Annotated in this window: 21 protein-coding genes and 1 riboswitch; of the genes, 13 read left to right on the top strand and 8 right to left on the bottom strand. The window is 66.1% G+C overall.

Annotation, left to right across the window (positions count from 1 at the left end):
• Positions 1-22 precede the first annotated feature (22 nt).
• The gene (locus V6X30_RS06820) at positions 23-619 is read right to left on the bottom strand and encodes a TetR/AcrR family transcriptional regulator (RefSeq protein WP_367983869.1); all 597 of its coding nucleotides are present in this window, start codon (positions 617-619) and stop codon (positions 23-25) included.
• Positions 619-1131: a molybdenum cofactor biosynthesis protein B gene (moaB, locus tag V6X30_RS06825; protein WP_367983870.1), complete on the bottom strand. Its 513-nt coding sequence runs from the start codon at positions 1129-1131 to the stop codon at positions 619-621. Before moaB ends, V6X30_RS06820 begins: the two co-directional genes overlap by 1 nt.
• 114 nt (positions 1132-1245) lie before the next feature.
• Between moaB and V6X30_RS06830 the strand changes: the two genes are divergently transcribed.
• Genes V6X30_RS06830 through V6X30_RS06845 form a run of 4 tightly spaced genes read left to right on the top strand, consistent with a single transcriptional unit; the run spans position 1246 to position 5898 of the window.
• Positions 1246-2586, top strand: a complete 1341-nt coding sequence (locus V6X30_RS06830) for an NAD(P)/FAD-dependent oxidoreductase (RefSeq protein WP_367983871.1) — start codon at positions 1246-1248, stop codon at positions 2584-2586.
• Positions 2586-3365 (top strand): DUF1365 domain-containing protein, encoded by a 780-nt coding sequence (locus V6X30_RS06835; RefSeq protein WP_367983872.1) that lies wholly within the window; start codon positions 2586-2588, stop codon positions 3363-3365. Before V6X30_RS06830 ends, V6X30_RS06835 begins: the two co-directional genes overlap by 1 nt.
• A complete protein-coding gene (locus tag V6X30_RS06840) occupies positions 3362-4576 on the top strand; it encodes a class I SAM-dependent methyltransferase (protein WP_367983873.1) in 1215 nt (404 codons plus the stop codon). The genes V6X30_RS06835 and V6X30_RS06840 overlap by 4 nt, the downstream gene beginning before the upstream one ends.
• A complete protein-coding gene (locus tag V6X30_RS06845; RefSeq protein ID WP_367983874.1) occupies positions 4573-5898 on the top strand; it encodes an MFS transporter in 1326 nt (441 codons plus the stop codon). Before V6X30_RS06840 ends, V6X30_RS06845 begins: the two co-directional genes overlap by 4 nt.
• Here V6X30_RS06845 and V6X30_RS06850 read toward each other — a convergent pair.
• The gene (locus V6X30_RS06850; RefSeq protein WP_367983875.1) at positions 5895-6329 is read right to left on the bottom strand and encodes a nuclear transport factor 2 family protein; all 435 of its coding nucleotides are present in this window, start codon (positions 6327-6329) and stop codon (positions 5895-5897) included. The genes V6X30_RS06845 and V6X30_RS06850 overlap by 4 nt on opposite strands.
• Positions 6326-7102: an SDR family NAD(P)-dependent oxidoreductase gene (locus tag V6X30_RS06855; RefSeq protein ID WP_367983876.1), complete on the bottom strand. Its 777-nt coding sequence runs from the start codon at positions 7100-7102 to the stop codon at positions 6326-6328. The genes V6X30_RS06850 and V6X30_RS06855 overlap by 4 nt, the downstream gene beginning before the upstream one ends.
• A 99-nt stretch (positions 7103-7201) precedes the next feature.
• On the opposite strand from V6X30_RS06855, the gene V6X30_RS06860 reads away from it, so the two are divergent.
• Both V6X30_RS06860 and V6X30_RS06865 read left to right on the top strand, forming a co-directional pair.
• Complete coding sequence (locus V6X30_RS06860) at positions 7202-8689, top strand: cryptochrome/photolyase family protein (RefSeq protein ID WP_367983877.1); 1488 nt, start codon at positions 7202-7204, stop codon at positions 8687-8689.
• A 57-nt stretch (positions 8690-8746) separates the two neighbouring features.
• Positions 8747-9634 (top strand): phosphoribosylaminoimidazolesuccinocarboxamide synthase, encoded by an 888-nt coding sequence (locus V6X30_RS06865; protein ID WP_367983878.1) that lies wholly within the window; start codon positions 8747-8749, stop codon positions 9632-9634.
• Here the strand turns inward: V6X30_RS06865 and pyk are convergent.
• From pyk to tkt, 4 genes are all read right to left on the bottom strand, one after another.
• Positions 9631-11070 carry a pyruvate kinase gene (pyk, locus tag V6X30_RS06870; protein WP_367983879.1) on the bottom strand — a complete coding sequence of 480 codons (1440 nt, stop codon included), beginning with the start codon at positions 11068-11070 and terminating at the stop codon, positions 9631-9633. The two genes, V6X30_RS06865 and pyk, sit on opposite strands and share 4 nt — an antisense overlap.
• A 12-nt stretch (positions 11071-11082) precedes the next feature.
• Entirely contained in the window at positions 11083-12252 is a 1170-nt protein-coding gene (locus tag V6X30_RS06875) for a phosphoglycerate kinase (RefSeq protein ID WP_367983880.1), read from the bottom strand.
• A complete protein-coding gene (gap, locus tag V6X30_RS06880) occupies positions 12252-13262 on the bottom strand; it encodes a type I glyceraldehyde-3-phosphate dehydrogenase (protein WP_367983881.1) in 1011 nt (336 codons plus the stop codon). Before gap ends, V6X30_RS06875 begins: the two co-directional genes overlap by 1 nt.
• A 63-nt stretch (positions 13263-13325) precedes the next feature.
• The gene (tkt, locus tag V6X30_RS06885; RefSeq protein ID WP_367983882.1) at positions 13326-15326 is read right to left on the bottom strand and encodes a transketolase; all 2001 of its coding nucleotides are present in this window, start codon (positions 15324-15326) and stop codon (positions 13326-13328) included.
• 130 nt (positions 15327-15456) lie between these two features.
• Here tkt and metK point away from each other — a divergent pair, with 130 nt between their 5' ends.
• From metK to V6X30_RS06920, 7 genes are all read left to right on the top strand, one after another.
• Positions 15457-16617 carry a methionine adenosyltransferase gene (gene metK, locus V6X30_RS06890; RefSeq protein ID WP_367983883.1) on the top strand — a complete coding sequence of 387 codons (1161 nt, stop codon included), beginning with the start codon at positions 15457-15459 and terminating at the stop codon, positions 16615-16617.
• Between the two features lie 19 nt (positions 16618-16636).
• A riboswitch (S-adenosyl-L-homocysteine riboswitch) is annotated at positions 16637-16717 on the top strand.
• Positions 16718-16733: 16 nt separating this feature from the next.
• Complete coding sequence (ahcY, locus tag V6X30_RS06895) at positions 16734-18146, top strand: adenosylhomocysteinase (RefSeq protein ID WP_367983884.1); 1413 nt, start codon at positions 16734-16736, stop codon at positions 18144-18146.
• Positions 18147-18159: 13 nt separating this feature from the next.
• Complete coding sequence (locus V6X30_RS06900) at positions 18160-18870, top strand: 16S rRNA (uracil(1498)-N(3))-methyltransferase (protein WP_367984554.1); 711 nt, start codon at positions 18160-18162, stop codon at positions 18868-18870.
• 20 nt (positions 18871-18890) lie between these two features.
• Positions 18891-20069: an MFS transporter gene (locus V6X30_RS06905; protein WP_367983885.1), complete on the top strand. Its 1179-nt coding sequence runs from the start codon at positions 18891-18893 to the stop codon at positions 20067-20069.
• A gap of 104 nt (positions 20070-20173) precedes the next feature.
• Positions 20174-20329 (top strand): DUF5993 family protein, encoded by a 156-nt coding sequence (locus V6X30_RS06910; RefSeq protein WP_367983886.1) that lies wholly within the window; start codon positions 20174-20176, stop codon positions 20327-20329.
• Positions 20330-20338: 9 nt separating this feature from the next.
• Positions 20339-20911 carry a disulfide bond formation protein B gene (locus V6X30_RS06915; RefSeq protein WP_367983887.1) on the top strand — a complete coding sequence of 191 codons (573 nt, stop codon included), beginning with the start codon at positions 20339-20341 and terminating at the stop codon, positions 20909-20911.
• A gap of 43 nt (positions 20912-20954) precedes the next feature.
• The gene (locus V6X30_RS06920; RefSeq protein ID WP_367983888.1) at positions 20955-22346 is read left to right on the top strand and encodes a cytochrome ubiquinol oxidase subunit I; all 1392 of its coding nucleotides are present in this window, start codon (positions 20955-20957) and stop codon (positions 22344-22346) included.
• Positions 22347-22368: the final 22 nt, after the last annotated feature.

A 22368-nucleotide genomic window follows, 5' to 3' on the forward strand; every position in this document is an offset into this window, starting at 1 on the left:
AGAATTCTAGCAGACCACTGGCTCAGACGCCGCGCGGGGTGAGCCCGGTGAGAATGGCCCGGCGTACCGCCGCGAAGTCCTCGCGGCCATGCAGGCGGACAAGCTGCAGCGCGCCCTGGGCCGCCGCCATGATCACCCTCGCCTGATCGCCGGCATCGCCTGGGAAGTCCAGCCTGCCCTCAAGCCGCCCGGCATCAAGCGTGGCCGTCAGCCAGTCGGCCAGATCATCCCGCAGACCTTCCGCCTCGGCACAGGCCTCGGCCGGCAGACTGGCGTATTCCACACCGGCCACCCCCAGCGGGCAGACCCGTTCGCCTTCGATGTTCCGCGCCTCGAGGTCGAGGAACCGGCCGACCTGCTCCAGTGGCCCATAGCGACTGTGGCCCATCTGCTCCCGCCACCAGGCAAACTCGACGCGGTAGCGCGCGAACACGGCGCTCACCAGATCGGATTTGGAAGGGAAGTGGTAGTGCACCGCACTGCTCTGGATTTCCAGCGCATTGGCGATCTGGCCAAAGCTGAACCCGTGATAACCCCGCTGCTGCAGCCACTCGGCGGCCAGGCGCAGGATACGCTGGCGCATCTCCCCGCGGGGACGTCGCCGGCTGGGGACCGGCATCAGGCCCCGAGCGCCAGTTCGGCCAGGTTACAGGGCCGGTGACGGACATTCAGCTGGTCGGCGAGGATGCCGTTCCAGCCGTCGCGACAGGCCCCGGTGGACCCGGGCAGCGCGGCGATCAGGGTGCCATTGGCAATGCCCGCCACGACGCGGGACTGCAGCATGGATGTGCCGATGCTCTCCCGGGAAATCTGCCGGAAGAGCTCGCCGAAGCCCGGTATCTCGCGATCGAACAGCACCCGGACCGCCTCCGGGGTGACATCCCGCGCCGTAAACCCCGTCCCGCCGGTGGTCATAATGACCTGCACCGATGCATCGGCAATCCAGGCGGAGACCATGCGACGAATCTGGTAGCGGTCATCGATGACGATGTCCCGCGCCGCGATGCGATGCCCGGCCGCGGTGGCAAGGTCTGCCAGGGTGTCGCCGGAGCGGTCATCGGCCGGCCCGCGCGTATCCGATACGGTCAGGATGGCAAGGTCCAGGGGAACAAAATCGCGCTCTGCGCTCACGGGGCACTCCGCTGAAAGGATTGGAACAGGCTTGTTGAATATCAAGATAACGCGCCGCTGCCGGGCCACCAAGCCTGTACAATGCACAGCTCAGTCGAACGCATGGGTCATCGCATGGAATCCCGCAAGATCGCCGTCGTCGGCGCCGGTGTAGCCGGCATTGGCACGGCCTGGCTGCTCGCGCAGCGTCACGAGGTCACGCTGTTTGAGGCCAATGACCGCCTGGGCGGGCACAGCAATACGGTCGCCTGCGACCTGCCCGAGGGCGAGATCCCGGTGGACACCGGCTTCATCGTCTACAACGAACCCAACTACCCCCAGCTCTCGGCGCTCTTCCGGCATCTTGACGTGCCCACGCACGAGTCGAACATGTCCTTTGCCTTCGCCGCCACGGACATCGACCTGGAATACGCGGGCAGCGGCCTCGGGACGCTGTTCGCCCAGCGACGCAACCTGCTACGGCCGCGTTTCTGGGGCATGGTACGGGATATCCTGCGCTTCAATCGCGAAGCCAACGAGCGCCTGGCCAGCGGTCGCGGTCACGATCTGAGCCTGGGCGAACTGCTCGATGAGCTGGGCATGGGGGAGGCGTTCCGGCGCTACTATCTGCTGCCCATGAGCGCGGCGATATGGTCCTGCCCGCAGGACGTAATGCTGCGATTCCCGGCCCGCTCGTTTCTGCGGTTCTTCTACAACCACGGGCTCATCCAGCTCCGCGACCGTCCGCAGTGGCGCACGGTCGCCGGCGGCAGCCGCGAGTACATCCGGCGCATGCGTCCCGCCATCCAGCATGTCCACACGGCCACCCCGGTGCGCTCGGTCACGCGCCTGGCATCGGGCGTACGCCTGGCCGGGGATGCCGGCGAGCTGGGCGAATACGACGCCGTGGTCATGGCGGCGCATGGTGATCAGACCCTGGCCATGCTCGATCAGCCGAGCGAAGCCGAAGCGCGCCTGCTGGGCGCCTTCGGCTATCAGGCCAACGATGCCTGGCTGCATACCGACCCGGCCCTCATGCCAAAACGCCGGGCGGTCTGGTCATCATGGAACCATCTCACCGCACAAAGCGTCGACGGGAGACAGCCCGTTTCGGTGACTTACTGGATGAATCGACTGCAATCGCTTGCCACCGACACCGACGTGATGGTCACGCTCAACCCCTTGCAGGACCCGGCTCCGGAGACCGTTATCCGTCGCCAGCACTACGACCATCCGGTCTTCGATCAGGCGGCGGTGGCCGCCCAGACGGCGCTACCGGAGATTCAGGGCGTCGACCGGGTCTGGTACTGCGGCAGCTATCACGGCTACGGCTTCCACGAAGACGCCTTCAGCAGCGCCGTCCGCGTCGCCGAGCGGCTCGGTGCACCGCCGCCCTGGGCCGGCGACGCCAGGCCGATCGACTCGCAGGTCCCGCTGAACACGCCCGCACCGCTGGGGGCCGGGGCCACGCCCTGATGCAGGACGACGACCTCGTCATCTACACCGGTCGGCTGATCCATGAGCGTCGCGTGGCACCGCGCTATCGGTTTGCCTATCGCGTCTTCAGCCTGCTGCTGGACATTGACCGGCTCGACGAGGCCGACCGGCGATATCGGCTCTTTTCGCACAACCGCTTCAACCTGATCGGATTCCGTGACCGCGACCATGGCCCCAAGGATGGCTCGCCACTGCGCCCCTGGATTGATGACCAGCTGGCGGCCGCCGGGATTGATCTGGACGGTGGCCGTGTGCAGATCCTTTGTTACCCGCGGGTGCTGGGCTACGTCTTCAACCCACTGACGCTGTGGTTCTGCCGACACGCGGACGGCAGCCTGCGGGCGGTGCTCTGCGAGGTGCGCAACACCTTCGGCGACTGGCACGGCTATCTGCTGCATGACAACGGCACGGCGCTGCCGGAGCGTCTGCGCGACCAGGCCGGCAAGGTGTTCCATGTCTCGCCGTTCCTCCCCAAAGAGGGTCATTACCGCTTTCGCCTCCAGACGCCGGGCGAGCATTACGGCGCGACGGTCAACTGGCATAATGCCGAGGATCCAGACCAGCCGGCCCTGATCGCCGTGCAGTCCGGTGAACGTTGCCTGGGCGGCGATCGGGGCTTGCTCCGCGTGGCGCTCACGGTACCTTTGTTAACGCTGAAGGTGATCGCCGCCATACACTGGCAGGCGCTCAAAATCTGGCTCCGGGGCGGTCGATTCCATCGCCGACCGGCGCCGCCGGATTCGGAGATCAGCCAATGACAAGCACCCAGCAGGCGGTCATCGACCTGCCCTCTCCGCTGCCGCTCGCCGGACGCATCCTGCTCGGCTGGTTCAGCCGCCTCAAGCGCGGGCGCATGGAAGGTCAGATGCCCGGCGGCGAACCGTTTCTGATCCAGGGCGCCGAGGCGGGGCCAACCGGCGTGATGCGACTGCACCGCCCGGGCCGGATGGTTGCGCGCATCGCCACCCGGGGCTCGGTGGGCTTCGCCGAGAGCTACATGGCCGGCGATTGGTCAAGCCCGGACACCGCCCATCTGCTGGAGCTGATGCTGCGCAATGAGGACGCCTTCCAGCGCCGAATGGAGCCCTCATGGCTGCATCGGCTGCGACTCGCGCTTCATCATCGCGGTCGCCGTAATACCCAGCGCGGCAGCCGCCGCAACATCGCCGCACATTATGATCTGGGTAACGAGTTCTACCGGCACTGGCTGGACGACACGATGACCTACTCGGCGGCCATCTTCGAGCATCCCGACCAGCCCCTCGCCGAGGCCCAGCAGAACAAGTACGACCAGCTGCTCGACACCCTCGGCGCCCGGCCGGGCGATCACATCCTGGAGATCGGTTGTGGCTGGGGCGGGTTTGCCATGGCGGCTGCCCGGCGGGGCATGCGGGTCACCGGGCTGACCCTGTCCACCGAGCAGCTCGCCTGGGCACGACGGCGCATCGCCGAGGCCGGATACGCGGAGCAGGTGGAGCTGCGGCTGGAGGACTACCGCGACACCCGCGGTCGGTTCGACCATGCCGTCTCCATCGAGATGCTCGAGGCCGTGGGCGAAGACTACTGGCCGGCCTACTTCCGCATGCTGCACGACCGGGTGCGACCCGGCGGGCATATCGGCCTGCACGGCATCACCATCGCCGAGGAGCGGTTCGAGGAATACCGCCGGCGACCCGATTTCATCCAGCGCTATATCTTCCCGGGCGGAATGCTGCCCACGCCACAGCGGCTCGCTGATGAGAGCGAGCACGCCGGGCTCACTGTCATGGAGTCCACCGGTCTCGGTCAGCACTACGCCACCACGCTGCTGCAGTGGGATGCCCGGTTTGTCCGGGCGCTGCCGGAGATCCAGCGGTTGGGCTTCGACGAGCACTTCATCAACATGTGGCGCTACTACCTCGCCTACTGTTACGCCGGTTTCCGCACCGGCAGCATCGACGTCAAACGCGTCCTGCTACGCCGGCCGTGAGCCTCGGGCGCGGAACGATCCTCCTCTATGGTCTGCCGGCCATGCCGCTGGCCGTCATGGGCGTACCCATGTACATCTTTCTGCCCGGGTTCTATGGCGAGACGCTCGGCCTCGCGGCGGTGGGAACGGCACTGCTGGTGGCGAGGCTCTGGGATGTGGTGACCGACCCGCTGATCGGCAGCCTGGGCGATCGCCTGCATACGCGATGGGGCCGCCGCCGGCCACTGATCGCCGCCGGCATGCCACTGCTGCTGATCAGTGCCTGGGCGCTTTTCCGGCCGCCCGAGGCGGTTGGCATCGGCTATCTGCTGGGCTGGGGGCTGGCCGCGTACCTGGGCTGGACCCTGATGTCACTGCCCTACACAGCCTGGGGCGCGGAGCTCTCCGAGGACTACGACCGCCGCGCCAGCCTGACCGCGAGCCGGGAGGGGTTCATGCTCGCCGGCACCCTCCTTGCCATTGCCTGGCCCACCGTGGTCGGCGCGGGCCGCGCGGATGCCGCCACCCTGTCGGGACTCGCCTGGCTGCTGGTGCTGGTGCTGCCGCCGGTGGTGGTGCTGACGCTCTGGCGGGTGCCGGAATACCGCCTGCCCTCCCACGCGGTGGGCTGGCGCGAGGGCTGGCGGCTGTTGAAGCGCAACCGGCCGTTTATGAGGCTGCTGGCCGCCTATGTGATGAACGGACTCGCCAACGGACTGCCGGCCTCGCTGTTCACCCTGTTTGTTGCCCATGTCCTGCGTGCCGAGGGCTGGACCGGCCCGCTGCTGCTGGTCTACTTCGTGGTGGGCATCCTTGCCCTGCCCGGCTGGCTATGGCTGTCGCGGCGCATTGGCAAGCATCGGGCGTGGGCCATGTCGATGCTCTGGACCTCACTGGTGTTCGCCTGGGTGCCGTTCCTGGGGCCGGGGGACACCTGGGCATTCCTGCTGATCTGTGTGCTCTCGGGCGTCGGCGTGGCGGTCGATATGGCGCTGCCCGCGGCGATTCAGGCCGACCTGGTCGATCTGGACACTGCGGGCGGTGGGGGCCGTCGCACCGGGCTTTATTTCGGCATCTGGAACATGGCCACCAAGCTGGCACTGGCACTGGCGGTGGGCATCGCCTTTCCGCTGCTTCAGTGGTTCGGATTCGATGCCACACAGGTCGATGACCGCGATGGCACGCTGGCGCTGGCACTCTTCTACGGCGCCGTGCCGATCGCCTTCAAGCTCGCCGCGACCGCGCTGATGTGGCGCTTTCCCCACGACCGTCGCGCCCAGCAGGCGACCCGGGCCCGGGTGCACGACGTGGAGGGAGCGCCGGGCGAGGGGACGGCTCACTAACCACCGGAGTCTACGGCAAGGCGGGATCGCAACCAGCGCATCAGCCCGCCAATTAGCGGGAACTGTTCATATAACTCCCCGGCGGCGTCCCAGTAGTCGACATGCTCGCGCACCCGGCCGTCCTCGGCAAAAACCACCCGGGATACGCCTTCCAACGGCCGTCGCGCCGCCTTGTCGCGCTTGAGGCGGAAATGGAAACGCCAGCGCAGGTACCCCACCTGCCCATCGCCGACTGATTCCAGCACCTCGAAGCGGGCCTCGGCGCAGTTCGCGTACATATGCTCGAACACGGCACGAATACCGCCGATACCGCTGACCTCGTTGAACGGATCCCGGAAGCGCGCGTTCTCGACGAACACCGCATCCAGGCGGTCGAGGTCGTCGGCCTGCATCTCGGCGAAGAATTCGCCGTAGCGCTGCAGGGCCGTCACGCCTGCACCATCCGGCGGGTCAGCGCGAAGTAGAGCCGATAGGGAAGCAGCCGAAGGAGCTTCAGTGTCCAGGCGAAGCGCTTGGGGAAGATGATCTCGAAGCCGGCGTCATCGATCTCGCGATGGATGTAGTCGGCGGCCTGCTCCGGGGTGATGAGCTGAGGCATGTGAAAGCGGTTTTTCTCGGTGAGGCGCGTCTTCACGAACCCGGGATTGATCACCCGCAGGCTCACGCCACTGCCCGCCAGGGCCGGCCGCAGGGACTCGGCCATGTTGAGCACGGCCGCCTTGCTGGCACCGTAGGGTGCGGCCTGCGGCAGGCCGCGGTAAGCCGACAGACTGGCGGTGACAAGGATCTGACCACGGCCGCGGGCCCGCATGGGTCCCAGCGCGGCACCGACACCATTGACGGCCCCCAGATAGTTGACCTCGGCCAGACGCCGGAACAGCGCGGGATCGAACTCGTCCAGCGTCATGGGATCGTAGTCGCCGGCGTTGAGGATGACGGTGTCGATCTCGCCAATCTCCGCCTCCACCGCACTGAAGACCTGCTGGCAGGCCTCGGGGTCGGTCACATCGAGGGGATAGGGATGGAGCCGGTCGGCCAGGTCCGTGTATTCCTCACCAATGGCATGTAACGCCGCCTCGCGCCGCGCCGATACCGCCACCCGCCAGCCGTCGCGGGCCAGCTTGATGGCGAGCGCACGGCCAATGCCGGCACTCGCCCCCGTGATCAGCACCACCCGTCCGCCGTCTGTTGTCTCTGCCGCCATGGGCCATCCTGTGCCGTTGAGTTACCTGTGAGTACAATCTTACGGTCTGACCATCATGATCCGCCAACGACTCCGCGACTGCTACCAGGAGCGCCCGACATGGCCCCGGCCCTTTACTGGATACGGCGCGACCTGCGCCTCGCCGACAACCCGGCCCTCACCGCCGCCGCGCAGGGCGGCCGACCGGTGATCCCCGTCTACCTCCATGCCCCCGACGAGGCCGGTGCCTGGGCACCCGGAGAGGCCAGCAACTGGTGGCTACATCACAGCCTGGAAGCGCTCGCCGGTGACCTGGCAGCCCGCGGTCTGCCACTGGTGATCCGCCACGGCGACAGCCTGGCGGCACTGGAGTCGCTCATTGCGGCGACGGGTGCCGAGGCGGTGCATTGGAACCGGCTCTATGAGCCCGCACTCATTCGCCGTGACAAGGGCATTAAACAGCAGCTCAAGGCCCGCGGGCTCGAAGTGCACAGTCACAATGCCGCCCTGCTGCATGAGCCCTGGACGGTACAGACCGGCACCGGCGGCGACTACAAGGCATTCACGCCATTCTGGCGCGCCTGCCGCCGCCGCGCCGAGCCCGCGTCGCCATTGCCGGTACCCGAGCGTCTGCAGGCGCCTGCCGGTGTCGAACGGCTCGATGGCGCCGTTATGCCGCTGGACCCTGGCAACGGACCGCTGACCGCGCTGCAACTGCTGCCGCAGGTCGACTGGGCCGGCGGTCTGCGGGCGCGCTGGCAGCCCGGCGAGGGCGGCGCTACCCAGCGACTCGAGGCATTTCTGGAGGCGGCATTGGCCGCCTACGACGAGGGTCGTGACCTACCCGCCATCGCCGGCACCTCGCGCCTGTCACCGCATCTGCATTTCGGCGAGATCGGCCCGCGACAGATCTGGCAGGCGGTGCAGGCCAAGCTCGCCCGCCACGGCGCCGAAGGCTGGCTGGTGACTGGGGCGGAGTCGTTCCTCGCCGAGATCGGCTGGCGGGAATTTGCCCACCATGTGCTCTATCACCACCCTGACTTTCCGGATGCACCACTCAATCCCCGATTCGCCGATTTCCCATGGCAGGCGGACCCGGGTGAGCGGTTACTGAGCGCCTGGCAGCGCGGCGAGACCGGCATTCCTCTGGTCGATGCCGGCATGCGCGAGCTCTATACCACCGGCTGGATGCACAACCGCGTGCGCATGGTGGTGGGCTCGTTTCTGGTCAAGAACCTGCGACTGCCCTGGCAGGCCGGCGAGGGCTGGTTCTGGGATACCCTGGTGGATGCCGATCTGGCCAGCAACAGCCTTGGCTGGCAGTGGGTGGCGGGCAGCGGCGCCGACGCCGCACCCTATTTCCGGGTCTTCAACCCTGTGCGCCAGGGCGAGCGCTTCGATGCCAGCGGCGATTACGTTGCCCATTGGATCCCAGCCCTGGCCCGGCTGTCGGCAAAACACCGCCATGCACCCTGGCAGGCGCCGGACGGAGTCCTCGCCGACGCCGGCCTGACCCTGGGTGTGGACTACCCGCACCCCATGGTCGATCTCAAGGCGAGCCGGCAGGCCGCCCTGGCGGCCTTCGAGCAGATCAAGAAGCCGGGTTGACGCGACGCCCGGCCTGATATCATGGGGTTTTGCATCAGCGGCCGCCAGGAGTCCATCTTGCCCCCCGAGCGCCTTTACGAAAGCGAGATCACCAGCCTGCCCCTGCTCCAGCGCGGCAAGGTCCGGGATGTCTATGCCGTGGATGATGAGACCCTGTTGGTGGTGACCACCGACCGACTATCCGCCTTCGATGTCATCCTGCCCGACCCGATCCCCGGCAAGGGCGCCGTGCTGACCCGGCTGTCGGACTTCTGGTTCGACCGTCTGGGCGGAGTGATTGCCAACCAGTGCCTCGATGTGCCGCTAGAGGCGGTGCTGAGCGACCCGGAGGAGCGCGAACAGGTGACCGGCCGAGCCGTGGTGGTGCGCCGCCTGGCCCCACTGCCCTTCGAGGCCATCGCCCGGGGCTACCTGATCGGTTCGGGCTGGAAGGACTATCAGGCAAGCGGCCGTCTTTGCGGCATTGCGCTGCCCGCGGGGCTGTGCCAGGCGGATCGCCTGCCGGAGGCCCTTTTCACGCCGTCCACCAAGGCGGAAGTCGGTGGCCACGACGAGAACGTCGCCTTCGAGGCCGTGGTCAGCGAGCTGGGCCGCGACATGGCGGAACAGCTGCGCGATATCACCCTGACCCTCTACACCGAGGCCGCTCGCCATGCGCGGGATCGCGGCATCATCATCGCCGATACCAAGTTCGAATTCGGCCTGGATGCCGCGGGCGACCTGGTGTGGATCGACGAAGCCCTGACGCCCGACTCGAGCCGCTTCTGGCCGGCCGACGCCTATCGGCCGGGTCATTCACCGCCGAGTTTCGACAAGCAGTTCATCCGCGATTATCTCGAAACTCTGAATTGGGACAAGACACCGCCCGCCCCCCGCCTACCCGATGACATCATCGAGCAGACGGCGGGCAAATACCGAGAGGCGGAACAGCGGCTGCGTGGTTAGAGGATCTCGTTGACCCGGACCACCTTGAGGGCGTTGGTACCCCCCCGGACGCCAGCGAGGTCGCCCTTGGTGATGACCACCAGATCATCGCCGCTGACCACATCCCGGCTTTGCAGCTCGGCGACCGCCTCGCGGTTCACCGCGTCGTGCTCACGCTGGGTGGGGTCGAAGCTGATCGGGTTCACGCCGCGGTACAGCGTCACCCGGCGCCGCGTGCGCGGCTGCTCGGAGAGCGCGTAGATGGGAATATCCGTGCCGATGCGCGACATCCACATCGCAGTGGCGCCGGACTCGGTCATCGCCGCGATCGCCTTGGCCCCGAGGCTGTTGGCGGTGGTCATGGCGGTCTTGGCGATGGCCTCGTCGATCCGATCGAAATGCACCCCGGGCGCCAGACCGGCCATGGGCCGGGTTTCGTCGGCGTAGGTCTCGGCCCCCACGCAGACCCGCGCCATGGCCGCCACCGTCTCCGCCGGATACTGGCCCATGGCGGTTTCTTCCGAGAGCATGACCGCATCCGTGCCATCCAGCACGGCATTGGCCACGTCCAGCACCTCGGCGCGGGTGGGCATGGGGTTATCGACCATGGACTGCATCATCTGCGTGGCCGTAATCACTACACAGTCACGCTCGCGGGCCATGCGCATGATCCGCTTCTGCACGCCGGGCAGCTCGGCATCGCCAATTTCGACGGCCAGGTCGCCGCGGGCGATCATCACCGCGTCGGCGGCTTCCATGATCTCGGCCAGCGCATCAACCGCCTCATGGCGCTCGATCTTGGCGACGATGCCGCCATGCCCGCCGGCATCGCGCAGTAGCGAGCGGGCCTCGTCGATGTCCGCGCCATCGCGGGGGAAGGACACCGCCACGTAGTCGGCCTCGAGTTCCGCGGCGAGCTTGATATCCACCCGGTCCTTGTCGGTGAGCGCCCGCACCGAAAGTCCACCACCCAGCCGGTTGATGCCCTTGCGATCCGACAGCATGCCGCCCACCACCACGGTCGTGTGGATGCGCGTCCCCTCGATGCGTTCCACCCGCAGGCGGATCAGCCCATCGGCCAGGAGCAGGATGTCGCCCGGAGCGACGTCGTCAGGCAGCCCGGCGTAGGCGACACCGACACCCTCGGCACTGCCGGCATCGCTACCCAGGGCGGGGTCGAGGAAAAAGGCCGCGCCCTCTTCCAGTTCCGCCGGCCCGTTGGCAAAGCGCTCGACACGGATCTTCGGGCCCTGGAGGTCGCAGAGCATACCCACCACCCGACCGGCGTCCTGGGCCGCCTGATGCAGCGCCTGGGCTCGCCCGCGGTGCTCGTCGTGATCTCCGTGGGAGAGGTTCATGCGCACCACGTCGACACCGGCATCAACGATGTCGCGCAGCGATTCGGGACTGGTCGTGGCGGGACCAAGGGTAGCCACAATCTTTGTCTGACGGCTCATTACCGATCCTCCTTAACGATCCAGCACCGCCACGGCCGGCAGCTCGCGCCCCTCGAGAAACTCGAGGAAGGCACCACCCCCCGTGGAGATGTAGGAAATACGATCGCTCACGCCATACTTGGCCACCGCGGCGAGGGTGTCGCCCCCACCGGCAATGGAGAAGGCGGGAGACTCGGCAATCGCTTCGGCAAGCGCCCGCGTGCCGCCGCCGAAGGCGTCGATCTCGAACACACCCACCGGGCCGTTCCAGACGATGGTGCCGGCCTGACGCAGGCGCTCAGCATAGGCCGCCGCCGTTTTCGGGCCGACGTCGAGAATCATCTCGTCGTCACCAACCGCATCGACGTCACGCACCCGCGCCTCGGCGGTTTCGCTGAGCTCGTCCGCGACCACCAGATCCTCCGGGATCGGAATCTCGCCACCCGCCGCACGGGCCTTATCCATGAGCGCCCGGGCGGTATCCACCAGGTCGGCTTCGATCAGCGATCTGCCCACCGGATAACCCGCTGCAGCGATGAAGGTATTGGCAATGCCGCCACCGACGATCAACTGATCCACTCGGTCGGTAAGCTGCTCGAGCACGGTCAGCTTGGTGGAGACCTTGGAGCCGCCGATGATGGCCACCAGCGGCCGGGCCGGTGACTCCAGCGCCTTGCCCAGGGCTTCCAGCTCGGCGGCGAGCAATGGTCCGGCCACGGCGTCCGGTGCGAAGCGCGCGACCCCATGGGTGGAGGCCTGGGCCCGATGCGCCGTGCCGAAGGCATCCATGACGAACAGGTCGCAGAGCGCGGCCATACGGCGGGAGAGGTCCTCGTCATTATCCGTCTCGCCGGCATTGAAGCGCACGTTCTCGCAGAGCACGAGCTCGCCGTCGGCCGGCGCCGGATCACCGTCCAGCCAATCACGCACCACCGGTACGTCGCGGCCCAGGAGTTCACCGAGCCGCGCCGCCACGGGCGCAAGGGAGGCATCGGGGTCAAAGGCACCCGCCTTCGGGCGGCCGAGATGGCTCATCACCATGACCCGGGCGCCTGCCTCCAGCAGGCGCTGGAGGGTGGGCAGTGCCGCCCTCAGCCGTGCTTCGTCTCCAACCTCGCCATCCTTGAGCGGCACGTTGAGGTCTTCACGCACCAATACACGCTGGCCCGCAAGGACCACGTCATCCAGTGTCCGTACCGCCATTACTTGGCCTTCATCATGGCCAGGGCCGTATCCAGCATGCGGTTGGAGAAGCCCCACTCATTGTCGTACCAGGCGCAGGCCTTCACCAGCCGGCCGCTGACCTTGGTCAGGGTCGCGTCAAAGGTGGAGGAATGCGGGTCGTGGTTGAAGTCCACCGAGACGTAGGGGCCGTCGCTATAGCCCAGCACCCCCTTGAGCGGCCCCTCCGCGGCGGCCTTGACCACCTCGTTGACCTCATCCACCGAGGTATCGCGCGAGGCGATGAAGGACAGATCGACACTGGAGACGTTGATGGTGGGAATGCGCATGGCGTAGCCATCCAGGCGTCCATCAAGCTCCGGGAGCACCAGGCCGACCATGGCGGCCGCACCGGTCTTGGTCGGGATCTGCGACATGGTGGCGCTGCGGGCGCGGCGCAGATCCTTGTGGTAGACGTCGGTGAGCACCTGGTCGTTGGTGTAGGCATGGATCGTGGTCATCAGACCCTGCTCGAGGCCAATGGCGTCGTTGAGCGGCTTGACCATCGGTGCCAGGCAGTTCGTGGTGCAGGAGGCGTTGGAGACGATGGCGTCATCGGCACGCAGCACGTCATGGTTGACGCCGTAGACCACCGAGGCGTCGACGTCCTTGCCGGCCGGCGCGGAGATGAGCACCTTCTTCGCGCCACCCTGGAGATGGGCCGAGGCCTTCTCCTTGCTGGCGAAAAGCCCGGTGCACTCCATGACCACATCGACCCCAAGTTCTCCCCAGGGGAGCTTGGCCGGATCCCGCTCGGCGAGCACCTTGATCTCGTCGCCGTTGACCACCAGGTTGCCGTCGCGCACCTCGACCGTTCCGGGGAAGCGGCCGTGCGCGGTATCAACGCGGGTCAGATGGGCGTTGGTCTCGGCATCGCCGAGGTCGTTGACTGCCACTACCCGGATCTCGTCGCTACGGCCCGCCTCGTAAATCGCGCGCAGCACGTTTCGGCCAATGCGGCCATAGCCGTTGATTCCAACCTTGATCGCCATGTTGTCGACTCCTGATTATTGCTCTGATCTTCGCTGATCGTGTCGTGATGAACGCCGGCGGTTTCAGTTCGCCAGCTGTTGCTCGAGGGCCGCCACCACTGCCTCGGTGGTCAGCCCCATATGCTCATAGACCGTGCCGCCGGGTGCCGAGGCGCCGAAGTGACGCAGCCCGACCAGTCCCGATTCACTGGCCACCAGGGCCCGCCAGCTGTCGGGGGTGGCCGCCTCCACGGCCACCCGCGCCTGAATAGCGCTGGGCAGCACGGCCTCGCGGTAGTCCTTCGGCTGCGCCAGGAACCGCTCCAGGCAGGGAACCGAGACAACGCGGACAGCGTGTCCGCGCGCCTCGAGCGCCTCCGCGGCCGCCACCGCCATGCCCACCTCCGAGCCGCTGGCCATGACGATCGCCTCCGGAACGGCGCCGGGCTCACGCAGGACATAGCCACCGCGGCGAATGGCCTCGATTTCGTCGTTCTGACGCGGCTGATGCGGCAGCTTCTGCCGCGACAGCGCCAGTGCGCTGGGGCCGTCGGTCCGCTCCAGCGAGGCCTGCCAGGCCACCGCCGTTTCGGTGAGATCGCACGGCCGCCAGACATCCAGATTGGGGATCAGGCGCAGGCTCGGCAGCTGCTCGATGGGCTGATGCGTGGGTCCGTCCTCGCCCAGGCCAATGGAGTCATGGGTATAGACGATAATGCTGCGCACACCCATGAGCGCCGCCATGCGCACGGCATTGCGCGCATAGTCCGAGAACACCAGGAAGGTCCCGCCGTAGGGGATGATCCCGCCATGCAGGGCAAGGCCGTTCATGATGGCCGTCATGCCGAATTCGCGAACGCCGTAGAAGAGATAGTTGCCGTCGGCATCCTCCGCGCTCACCGGGGTGCAGTCGGACCACCAGGTGTTGTTGGAACCGGTCAGATCAGCCGATCCGCCGACCAGCTCCGGCAGGTACGGACCGAAACCGTTCAGCACCGCCTGCGAGTGCTTGCGGCTTGCATCGTCCTTACCCGTCGCCTGGGCCTTTTCGATGAACGCCCGGGCATGCTCGGCGAAGTGCGCCGGCAGGTCGCCGGTCATGCGCCGCTCGAAATCGGCGGCCAACTCCGGATGCGCCTCTCGATAGGCCGCCAGCGTCTCACGCCACTCGACCTCGGCAGCGGAACCGCGGGCGCGGGCATCCCAGCCCTCGTAGATGTCGTCGGGAATCTCGAAGGGGCCATGCTCCCAGCCCAGGAACTCCCGGCTTGCCTGAATCTCGTCCTCGCCCAGCGGCGCCCCGTGCACGCCATGCGTGCCACAGACATTGGGCGCTCCGAATCCGATGGTGGTTTTCGCGCAGATCAGCGAGGGCCGATCAGTCACGGCCCGGGTCTGCTCGATGGCGGCGCGCACGGCATCGGCATCGTGGCCGTCGACCTCCTCCACCAAATGCCAGCCGTAGGCACGGAACCGGGCCGGGGTGTCATCGGTGAACCAGCCCCGCACCTTGCCGTCGATGGAGATGCCGTTGTCATCGTAGATGCCGATGAGCTTGCCGAGACCCAGGGTGCCCGCCAGCGAGCAGGCCTCGTGGGAGATGCCCTCCATCAAGCAGCCATCGCCGAGGAAACAGTAGGTGTGGTGGTCCACCAGCATATGGCCGGGGCGGTTGAACTGGCCGGCAAGGATGCGCTCGGCGAGCGCCATGCCCACCGCGTTGGCCAGCCCCTGACCCAACGGCCCCGTGGTGGTCTCGACGCCGGGTGTGTCACCGACCTCCGGATGACCCGGCGTGCCCGATTCGAGCTGACGGAAGTTGCGCAGCGTATCCAGTGTCAGGTCATAGCCGCTCAGGTGCAACAGCGAGTAGATGAGCATGGAGCCATGGCCGTTCGAGAGAACAAAGCGGTCACGGTTGGGCCAGTGAGGGTTGGCGGGGTTGTGTCGAAGGAAGTCGTTCCAGAGGACTTCGGCGATATCGGCCATGCCCATGGGCGCGCCGGGATGGCCGGATTGGGCCTGCTGGACGGCGTCCATGGCGAGGGCGCGGATCGCGTTGGCGAGTTGACGGCGACTGGGCATGGGGCGGTTTCTCCGGGGCAGATGCAAGCGGTTATGTGGGCGGCAATTCTCCAGAACTTCCCGCATGCAGGCAACCGACTGTACAATCGTGCGAGTTTTTGTGCCGGCGACAAGGAGTGCACTGCCAGCAATGGGCAACCAGTATCTGTTCACCTCCGAATCGGTCTCCGAGGGTCATCCGGACAAGGTCGCGGACCAGATCTCCGATGCGGTGCTCGATGCCATCCTCGCTGATGACCAGTCGGCCCGGGTGGCCTGTGAGACCTTGGTCAAGACGGGTATGGTCATCGTCGCCGGCGAGATTACGACCTCGGCCTGGATCGATCTCGAGGACCTGGTCCGCCGGACCATTCTGGAGATCGGCTATGACAGTGCCGAGGTGGGTTTTGATGGCGCCACCTGCGCGGTGCTGAACGCCATCGGCAAGCAGAGCCCGGACATCAACCAGGGAGTTGACCGGGAGGATCCGGAAGAACAGGGCGCGGGCGACCAGGGCATGATGTTCGGTTATGCCTGCCGTGAGACGGATGTGCTTATGCCAGCCCCCATCACCTACGCACACCGGCTGGTCAAGCGCCATAGCGACATCCGCCGTCGCGGCGTACTGCCGTGGCTGCGGCCCGATGCCAAGTCGCAGGTGAGCTTCGTCTACGAGGACGGCGAGCCGGTGGCCGTGGATACGATCGTGCTGTCCAGCCAGCATGACGACACGGTATCCCAGGACGACATCAAGGAAGCGATCATGGAGGAGGTGATCCGGCCGGTGATCCCCGAGCACTGGATCAGCGACCGGACGCGTTTCTTCATCAACCCCACGGGCAAGTTCGTCATTGGCGGGCCGGTGGGTGACTGCGGCCTGACCGGCCGCAAGATCATCGTCGACACCTATGGCGGCATGTCGCGCCATGGTGGCGGCGCCTTCTCGGGCAAGGACCCGTCCAAGGTGGACCGCTCGGCGGCCTATGCCTGTCGTTATGTGGCCAAGAACATTGTCGCCGCCGGCCTTGCCGAGAAGTGCGAGATCCAGCTCGCCTACGCCATCGGCGTGGCCGAGCCGATGTCGATCTTCGTCGACACCTTTGGCACCGGCCGGGTCTCCGAAGCCCGCCTGGTGGAACTGGTCCGCGAGCACTTCGATCTACGTCCCTACGGCATCCTGAAGATGCTGGATCTGGTCCGCCCCATCTATCGGCCGACGGCCAGCTTCGGCCACTTCGGCCGCGAGGAGGACGGCTTCCCCTGGGAGCGGACCGACCGGGCGGAGGCCCTGCGCAGCGCCGCGGGCCTGTAACCGCCGCCATACCGGTCCGCGTGTCGAGGAGCGCTGCACTTCGCCGAGAGGCGGGGGAGGCTCGGCTCACGGACCCAACCGACAACGGCGCTCGACGGAACACATGGAGTTGAACCATGAACGCTGTCGTTGAAACCAAGCTCTCCGGCTCGATCATTGCCGATGCAAGCCTTGCCCCCTGGGGCCGGCGCGAGATCGAGATCGCCGAGACGGAAATGCCCGGCCTGATGGCCCTGCGCGAGAAGTATGCCGACGAGCAGCCGCTGAAGGGCGCTCGCGTCGCCGGGTCGATCCACATGACCATCCAGACCGCGGTACTCATCCAGACGCTGGAGGCCCTGGGCGCGGAATGCCGCTGGGCAAGCTGCAACATTTACTCCACCCAGGACCATGCGGCGGCGGCCATCGCCGAGGCCGGCACCCCGGTTTTCGCTTTCAAGGGCGAGTCGCTGGAGGAGTACTGGGAATTCACTCATCGTATCCTCGAGTGGCCCAACGGCGAACCCAACATGATCCTCGACGATGGTGGCGATGCCACTCTGGCCGTGACGCTGGGCGCGAAGGCCGAGCAGGATCCCTCCATTCTGGATAATCCTGGCAGTGATGAGGAGCGGGCGCTGTTCGCGGCCATCCAGCGACGGCTCAAGGACAACCCCGGTTTCTACGCCCGCACCCAGGCCGCCATCAAGGGCGTGACCGAGGAGACCACCACCGGTGCAAAGCGTCTGTACGAAATGCAGCAGACCGGAGAGCTGCCCTTCCCGGCGATGAACGTCAATGACTCGGTGACCAAAACCAAATTCGACAACCTCTACGGCTGCCGCGAATCGCTGGTGGACGGCCTGAAGCGCGCCACCGACGTCATGATCGCCGGCAAGATCGCCGTGGTCGTCGGCTATGGCGATGTGGGCAAGGGCTGTGCCCAGAGCCTGAAGGCCCTGGGTGCCAGCGTCTGGGTCACCGAGGTCGACCCCATCTGCGCCCTGCAGGCGGCGATGGAGGGGTACCGCGTGGTCACCATGGAGGAGGCGGCGGACAAGGCCGACATCTTCTGCAGTGCCACCGGCAACTACAACGTCATCAACCATGACCACATGGCGGCCATGAAGAACGAGGCCATCGTCTGCAACATCGGCCATTTCGACAACGAGATCGATGTCGCCGGGCTGCGTCAGTACGAGTGGGAGAACATCAAGCCGCAGGTGGATCACATCACTTTCCCCGACGGCAAAAAGATCATCCTCCTGGCACAGGGCCGGCTGATGAATCTCGGCTGCGCGACCGGCCATCCCAGCTTCGTGATGTCGGCGAGCTTCACCAACCAGGTGCTCGCGCAGATGGCGTTGTTCAACAATGATGGCAGCTACGGCAACGAGGTCTACGTCCTGCCGAAGCATCTGGACGAAGAGGTGGCACGGTTGCATCTGGAGAAGATCGGCGCCCACCTGACCACTCTGCGTGAGGAGCAGGCGAAGTACATCGGCGTTCCGGTGGAAGGCCCGTACAAGCCTGAGCACTATCGCTACTGATCACGCCACGCGCCTGCATGTAACAGGCATACCACCGGTCGGGGAGGTCATGGACCTGCCCGATGCGGTGGTTCGACATATCCAGGCCCGTCGTCTGCGCCGCAGCGACGGGCTTGTGCTTTTTGACGGTACCGGCGGCGAATACGCGGCCCGGCTCGAGACGCTCGAGAAGCGCCGGGCCCGGGCCTTTATCGAATCGTTCTCACCCCGCGAGGCCGAGTCCCCGGTGGCCGTGACCATCCTGCAGGGGATCAGCAAGGGCGAACGCATGGACTACTCGGTGCAGAAGGCCACCGAGCTGGGCGTCGCCCGCCTCATCCCGGTCATCACCGAGCGCTGCGTGGTACGGCTCGACGCCGATCGCTGGGCGAAGAAGCAGCGCCACTGGCAGGCCGTGGCGGTGGCCGCCTGTGAGCAGTGCGGCCGCAACCGGATTCCCCCGGTGGACATGCCCTGTGCATTGGAAGATGCGCTGACGGCGGTCGAGGGCCTCGCCGGCGTGATCTTTGATACCGAGGGCGATCGTGCGGCGCATGAGCTTGACCCCACCCCGCAGATCGCCACGTTGATCGGTCCGGAGGGCGGGCTGGCGCCCGCCGAGATCCAGCGCGTCGCCGATCTCGGCTGGCAGCGCATCCGCCTCGGCCCACGCATCCTGCGCAGCGACACCGCTCCGGTGGCGGCGCTTGCGGTCATTCAGACGGTGATCGGGGACCTGGGCTGAACCGGCCTCAAGGAGCCATGATGCCCCGGCTTGCCCGTCAGCCACTCACCGTCATCGTCATTGCCCAGCTGTTCGGCACCTCGCTTTGGTTCAGCATCAACGGTGTCTGGTTCTCGCTTGCCGGCGAGCTGGGACTGGCTGAGGCGGATCTGGGCCGGCTTACGCTGAGCATCCAGGCGGGATTCATTCTGGGTACGCTGGTGCTGGCCACCACGGGGCTTGCCGACCGGTTTTCCGCGAGTCGGATCTTTGCGACGGCGAGTCTCGTCGGTGCGCTCATGAACGCGGGATTCATCCTCGCCGCCACCAGTCCGACGCTGGCTGTTATGCTGCGCTTTCTTACCGGACTCTGCCTTGCCGGCATCTATCCGCTGGGCATGAAGATGGTCATCGCCTGGACGCCGTCGCACGCCGGCGCCGCACTCGCCTGGCTGGTCGGCATGCTGACGCTGGGCACCGCCACGCCGCATCTCATGCGCGGGCTTACGCTGGGGCTGCCTTGGGAAGGGGCACTGCTGGGGGCATCGGCGCTGGCACTGGTTGGCGGGGCGTTGGTATTGCGCCTGGGTGACGGGCCCCATCTGCCATCCACCGCCGGTCCCATCGCTCTGCGCGGCGGTCTCGAGGCCCTGCGCATGCCCGCTTTCCGGGCGGCGGCCGGCGGTTATTTCGGGCATATGTGGGAGCTCTACGCGGTCTGGATGCTGGTGCCGTTGCTGGTGGCCCGCGAGATCGACCGGATGGGGGCGACCACTAGTGTCATCCCCCTCCTTTCCTGGCTGATCATCGGCATCGGGCTGGTGGGCTGCGTCATCGGCGGGCATCTCAGTCGCCGCCTTGGCAGTGCCTGGGTAGCGTCCCGGGCACTCAGCGTCTCCGGCGGCCTGTGCCTTGGCTATCCCCTGCTGGCCGCCATCGGCACACCGTCGCTTATCCTGATCGCCCTGCTGTTCATCTGGGGGCTGACGGTGATCGCCGACTCGCCACAATTCTCGGCGCTGGCCTCGGCGAGCGCCCCCTCCCATCGGGTGGGCGCCTCGCTGGCCATCATGAACGCCATCGGCTTTGGCCTGAGCATCCCGGCCATCTGGCTGACCAGTCATTTCTGGGCGATCCAGGGCCCCTGGGTGGTTATCTGGCTACTACCCGGGCCGTTACTCGGCCTGTCCGCACTTCGTCATTTTTCCGCTGAGAAATGAAAGAATTCGTCGGTTAATTATTCATTACTTTACTGGATTTACCCCCCTTAAGTCGGTACAACATCGGGCGGTTCGAATCGGAACTTTTGCGGGAGAATGGACTCATGATGGTGTTACCCTTCCTGCTCGTCGCGATCGCGCTCGGGCTGGCCTTTTTCGAAAAACCCGGTGCGGGCTATGTCGTCTGGGGCGGAGGCGTTCTCTGGACCCTCTGGCTGCTGAACGTGCACGCCACCGACAAACTCAATCTCAACTTCTAGGGGGCGGAGATGACGGATTCACTCGCGAAAACGCTCAACGCCCTTGGTCTGCTGGCCATAACGACCGTGCTGACCTTTGCGTTTGCCGACCAGCTCGTCAAGGACGACCTGCCCTGCCCGCTCTGCCTGCTGCAGCGTGCCGGCTTCGCGCTCGCTGGCTTTGGTCTGGCACTGAATCTCTTCCAGGGGCAGCGCGCCCGGCACTTCGCCCTTGTCATTCTGGGTGCGGCGACCGGGTTCATGGTCTCGGTAAGGCAGATCTTTTTGCACATCGCACCGACCTCGCCGTACGGATCGGGCTACGGTGACACGTTCATGGGGCTGCACTTCTACACCTGGGCAGCGCTTTTGTTCGGGGTTATTATCATCGGCTCGGCGCTGATGATGATCTTTGACAACGGCTACAAGGCCGATGGCACGGATCGGGCCCGCAACACGGTGCGGCCGACCGGCCTCGCCCTGTTTGCATTCGGTGCTTTCAGCCTGCTGGTCATCGCCAATGCCGGCTCCACGCTGCTCGAGTGCGAGCTGGGGCTCTGCGCTGATAACCCGACCGCCTACGAGATGCTCGAAAACTCATAGCCCGGTCGCACTGAATCCGGGAAGAATGCTGGAGGCTTGAGCCATGCTGGAACTTGATCCTGTTATTCTTTCCCGGATTCAGTTTGCCTTTACGATCACGTTCCACGTCATCTTCCCGTCGTTCACGATCGGGCTGGCGGCGTGGTTGACCACGCTCGAAGGCCTCTCGATGGCAACGGGCCGACCGGTATACCGGCGGCTTTTCGATTTCTGGCTCAAGATTTTCGTGGTCGCCTTTGTCATGGGCGTCGTCTCGGGCATCGTCATGGCATTCCAGTTCGGCACCAACTGGAGCGAACTGGCTGCCCGCACCGGCCCCATTCAGGGCCCCCTGCTCGCCTACGAATCCTTCACGGCCTTCCTGCTGGAAGCGACCTTCTTCGGCGTCATGCTGTTCGGACGCCATCGGGTACCGCCTTGGTTCTACTTCGTCTCCTGCCTCATGGTGGCTTTCGGCACGTCGCTGTCGACCTTCTGGATCCTCGCCAATAACAGCTGGATGCAGGTGCCGGTCGGCTATGCGCTGGAGGGCCAGCAGTTCGTCCCCACCAGCTGGAGCGCCATTCTCACCAACGAGGTCCTCTGGGTCCGCTTCCCGCACATGCTGCTCGCGGCCTATCTCACCACGGCCTTCTGTGTCGCGGCGGTGGGTGCCTGGTACGCACTCCGTCGCCTCTACGCGGAGGACAGCCGGGTCATGCTGCGCATGGGGCTGGGACTGGCGGCGCTGCTGATTCCCTTCCAACTGGTGATCGGCCACCTCAACGGCGAATACGTCGAGAAACATCAGCCCAGCAAGTTCACGGCCATCGAAGGCCGCTGGGAGACCGAGCAGCCCGCCCGACTGCTGCTGCTGGCCTGGCCTGATGAGGCCGCCGAGCGCAACAGCTTCGAGATTGGCGTCCCGGTACTCGGCAGCTTCTTTGACAGCCTGACCTTCGATTCCAGAGAACCGGGCATCCGGACCGTGGCCGCGGATGAGCGGCCGCCGTTCCTGATTCCGTTTTACGGGTTCCGGGCCATGGTGGGCATGGGGCTGGTCATGCTGTTCATCTCCTGGACCGGGTCCGTTCTCGTCAGGCGCCGGCGAATGGATGCCGGTAAGCTGCCACCAAAATGGTTCCTCTGGGCCACCGCGCTGAGCTTCCCGAGCGGGTTCATCGCCGTGGTCGCCGGCTGGTTCACCGCCGAGGTAGGGCGCCAGCCGTGGGTGGTGTTCGGAGCGCTGCGAACCGCCGATGCGGTGACGCCGTCGCTGGGGACGGCCACGGCACTGACTTCGCTACTCATCTACATCGGCTTGTACTCGATCATCTTCCCGGCGGGCACCTACTACATTCACCGGACCATCCAGCGGGGGCCCGGTAACGAGACCGAGGCCGACGAATCCACCGCTGTGAAGGTCCATCGGCGGGTCCTCCCGCTCGGGCAATAACGCCCTTGCGACTGACCTGAGA

This window comes from Spiribacter sp. 1M189 (genome assembly GCF_040838345.1).
In the GTDB taxonomy this organism is placed as follows: Bacteria; Pseudomonadota; Gammaproteobacteria; order Nitrococcales; family Nitrococcaceae; genus Spiribacter; species Spiribacter insolitus.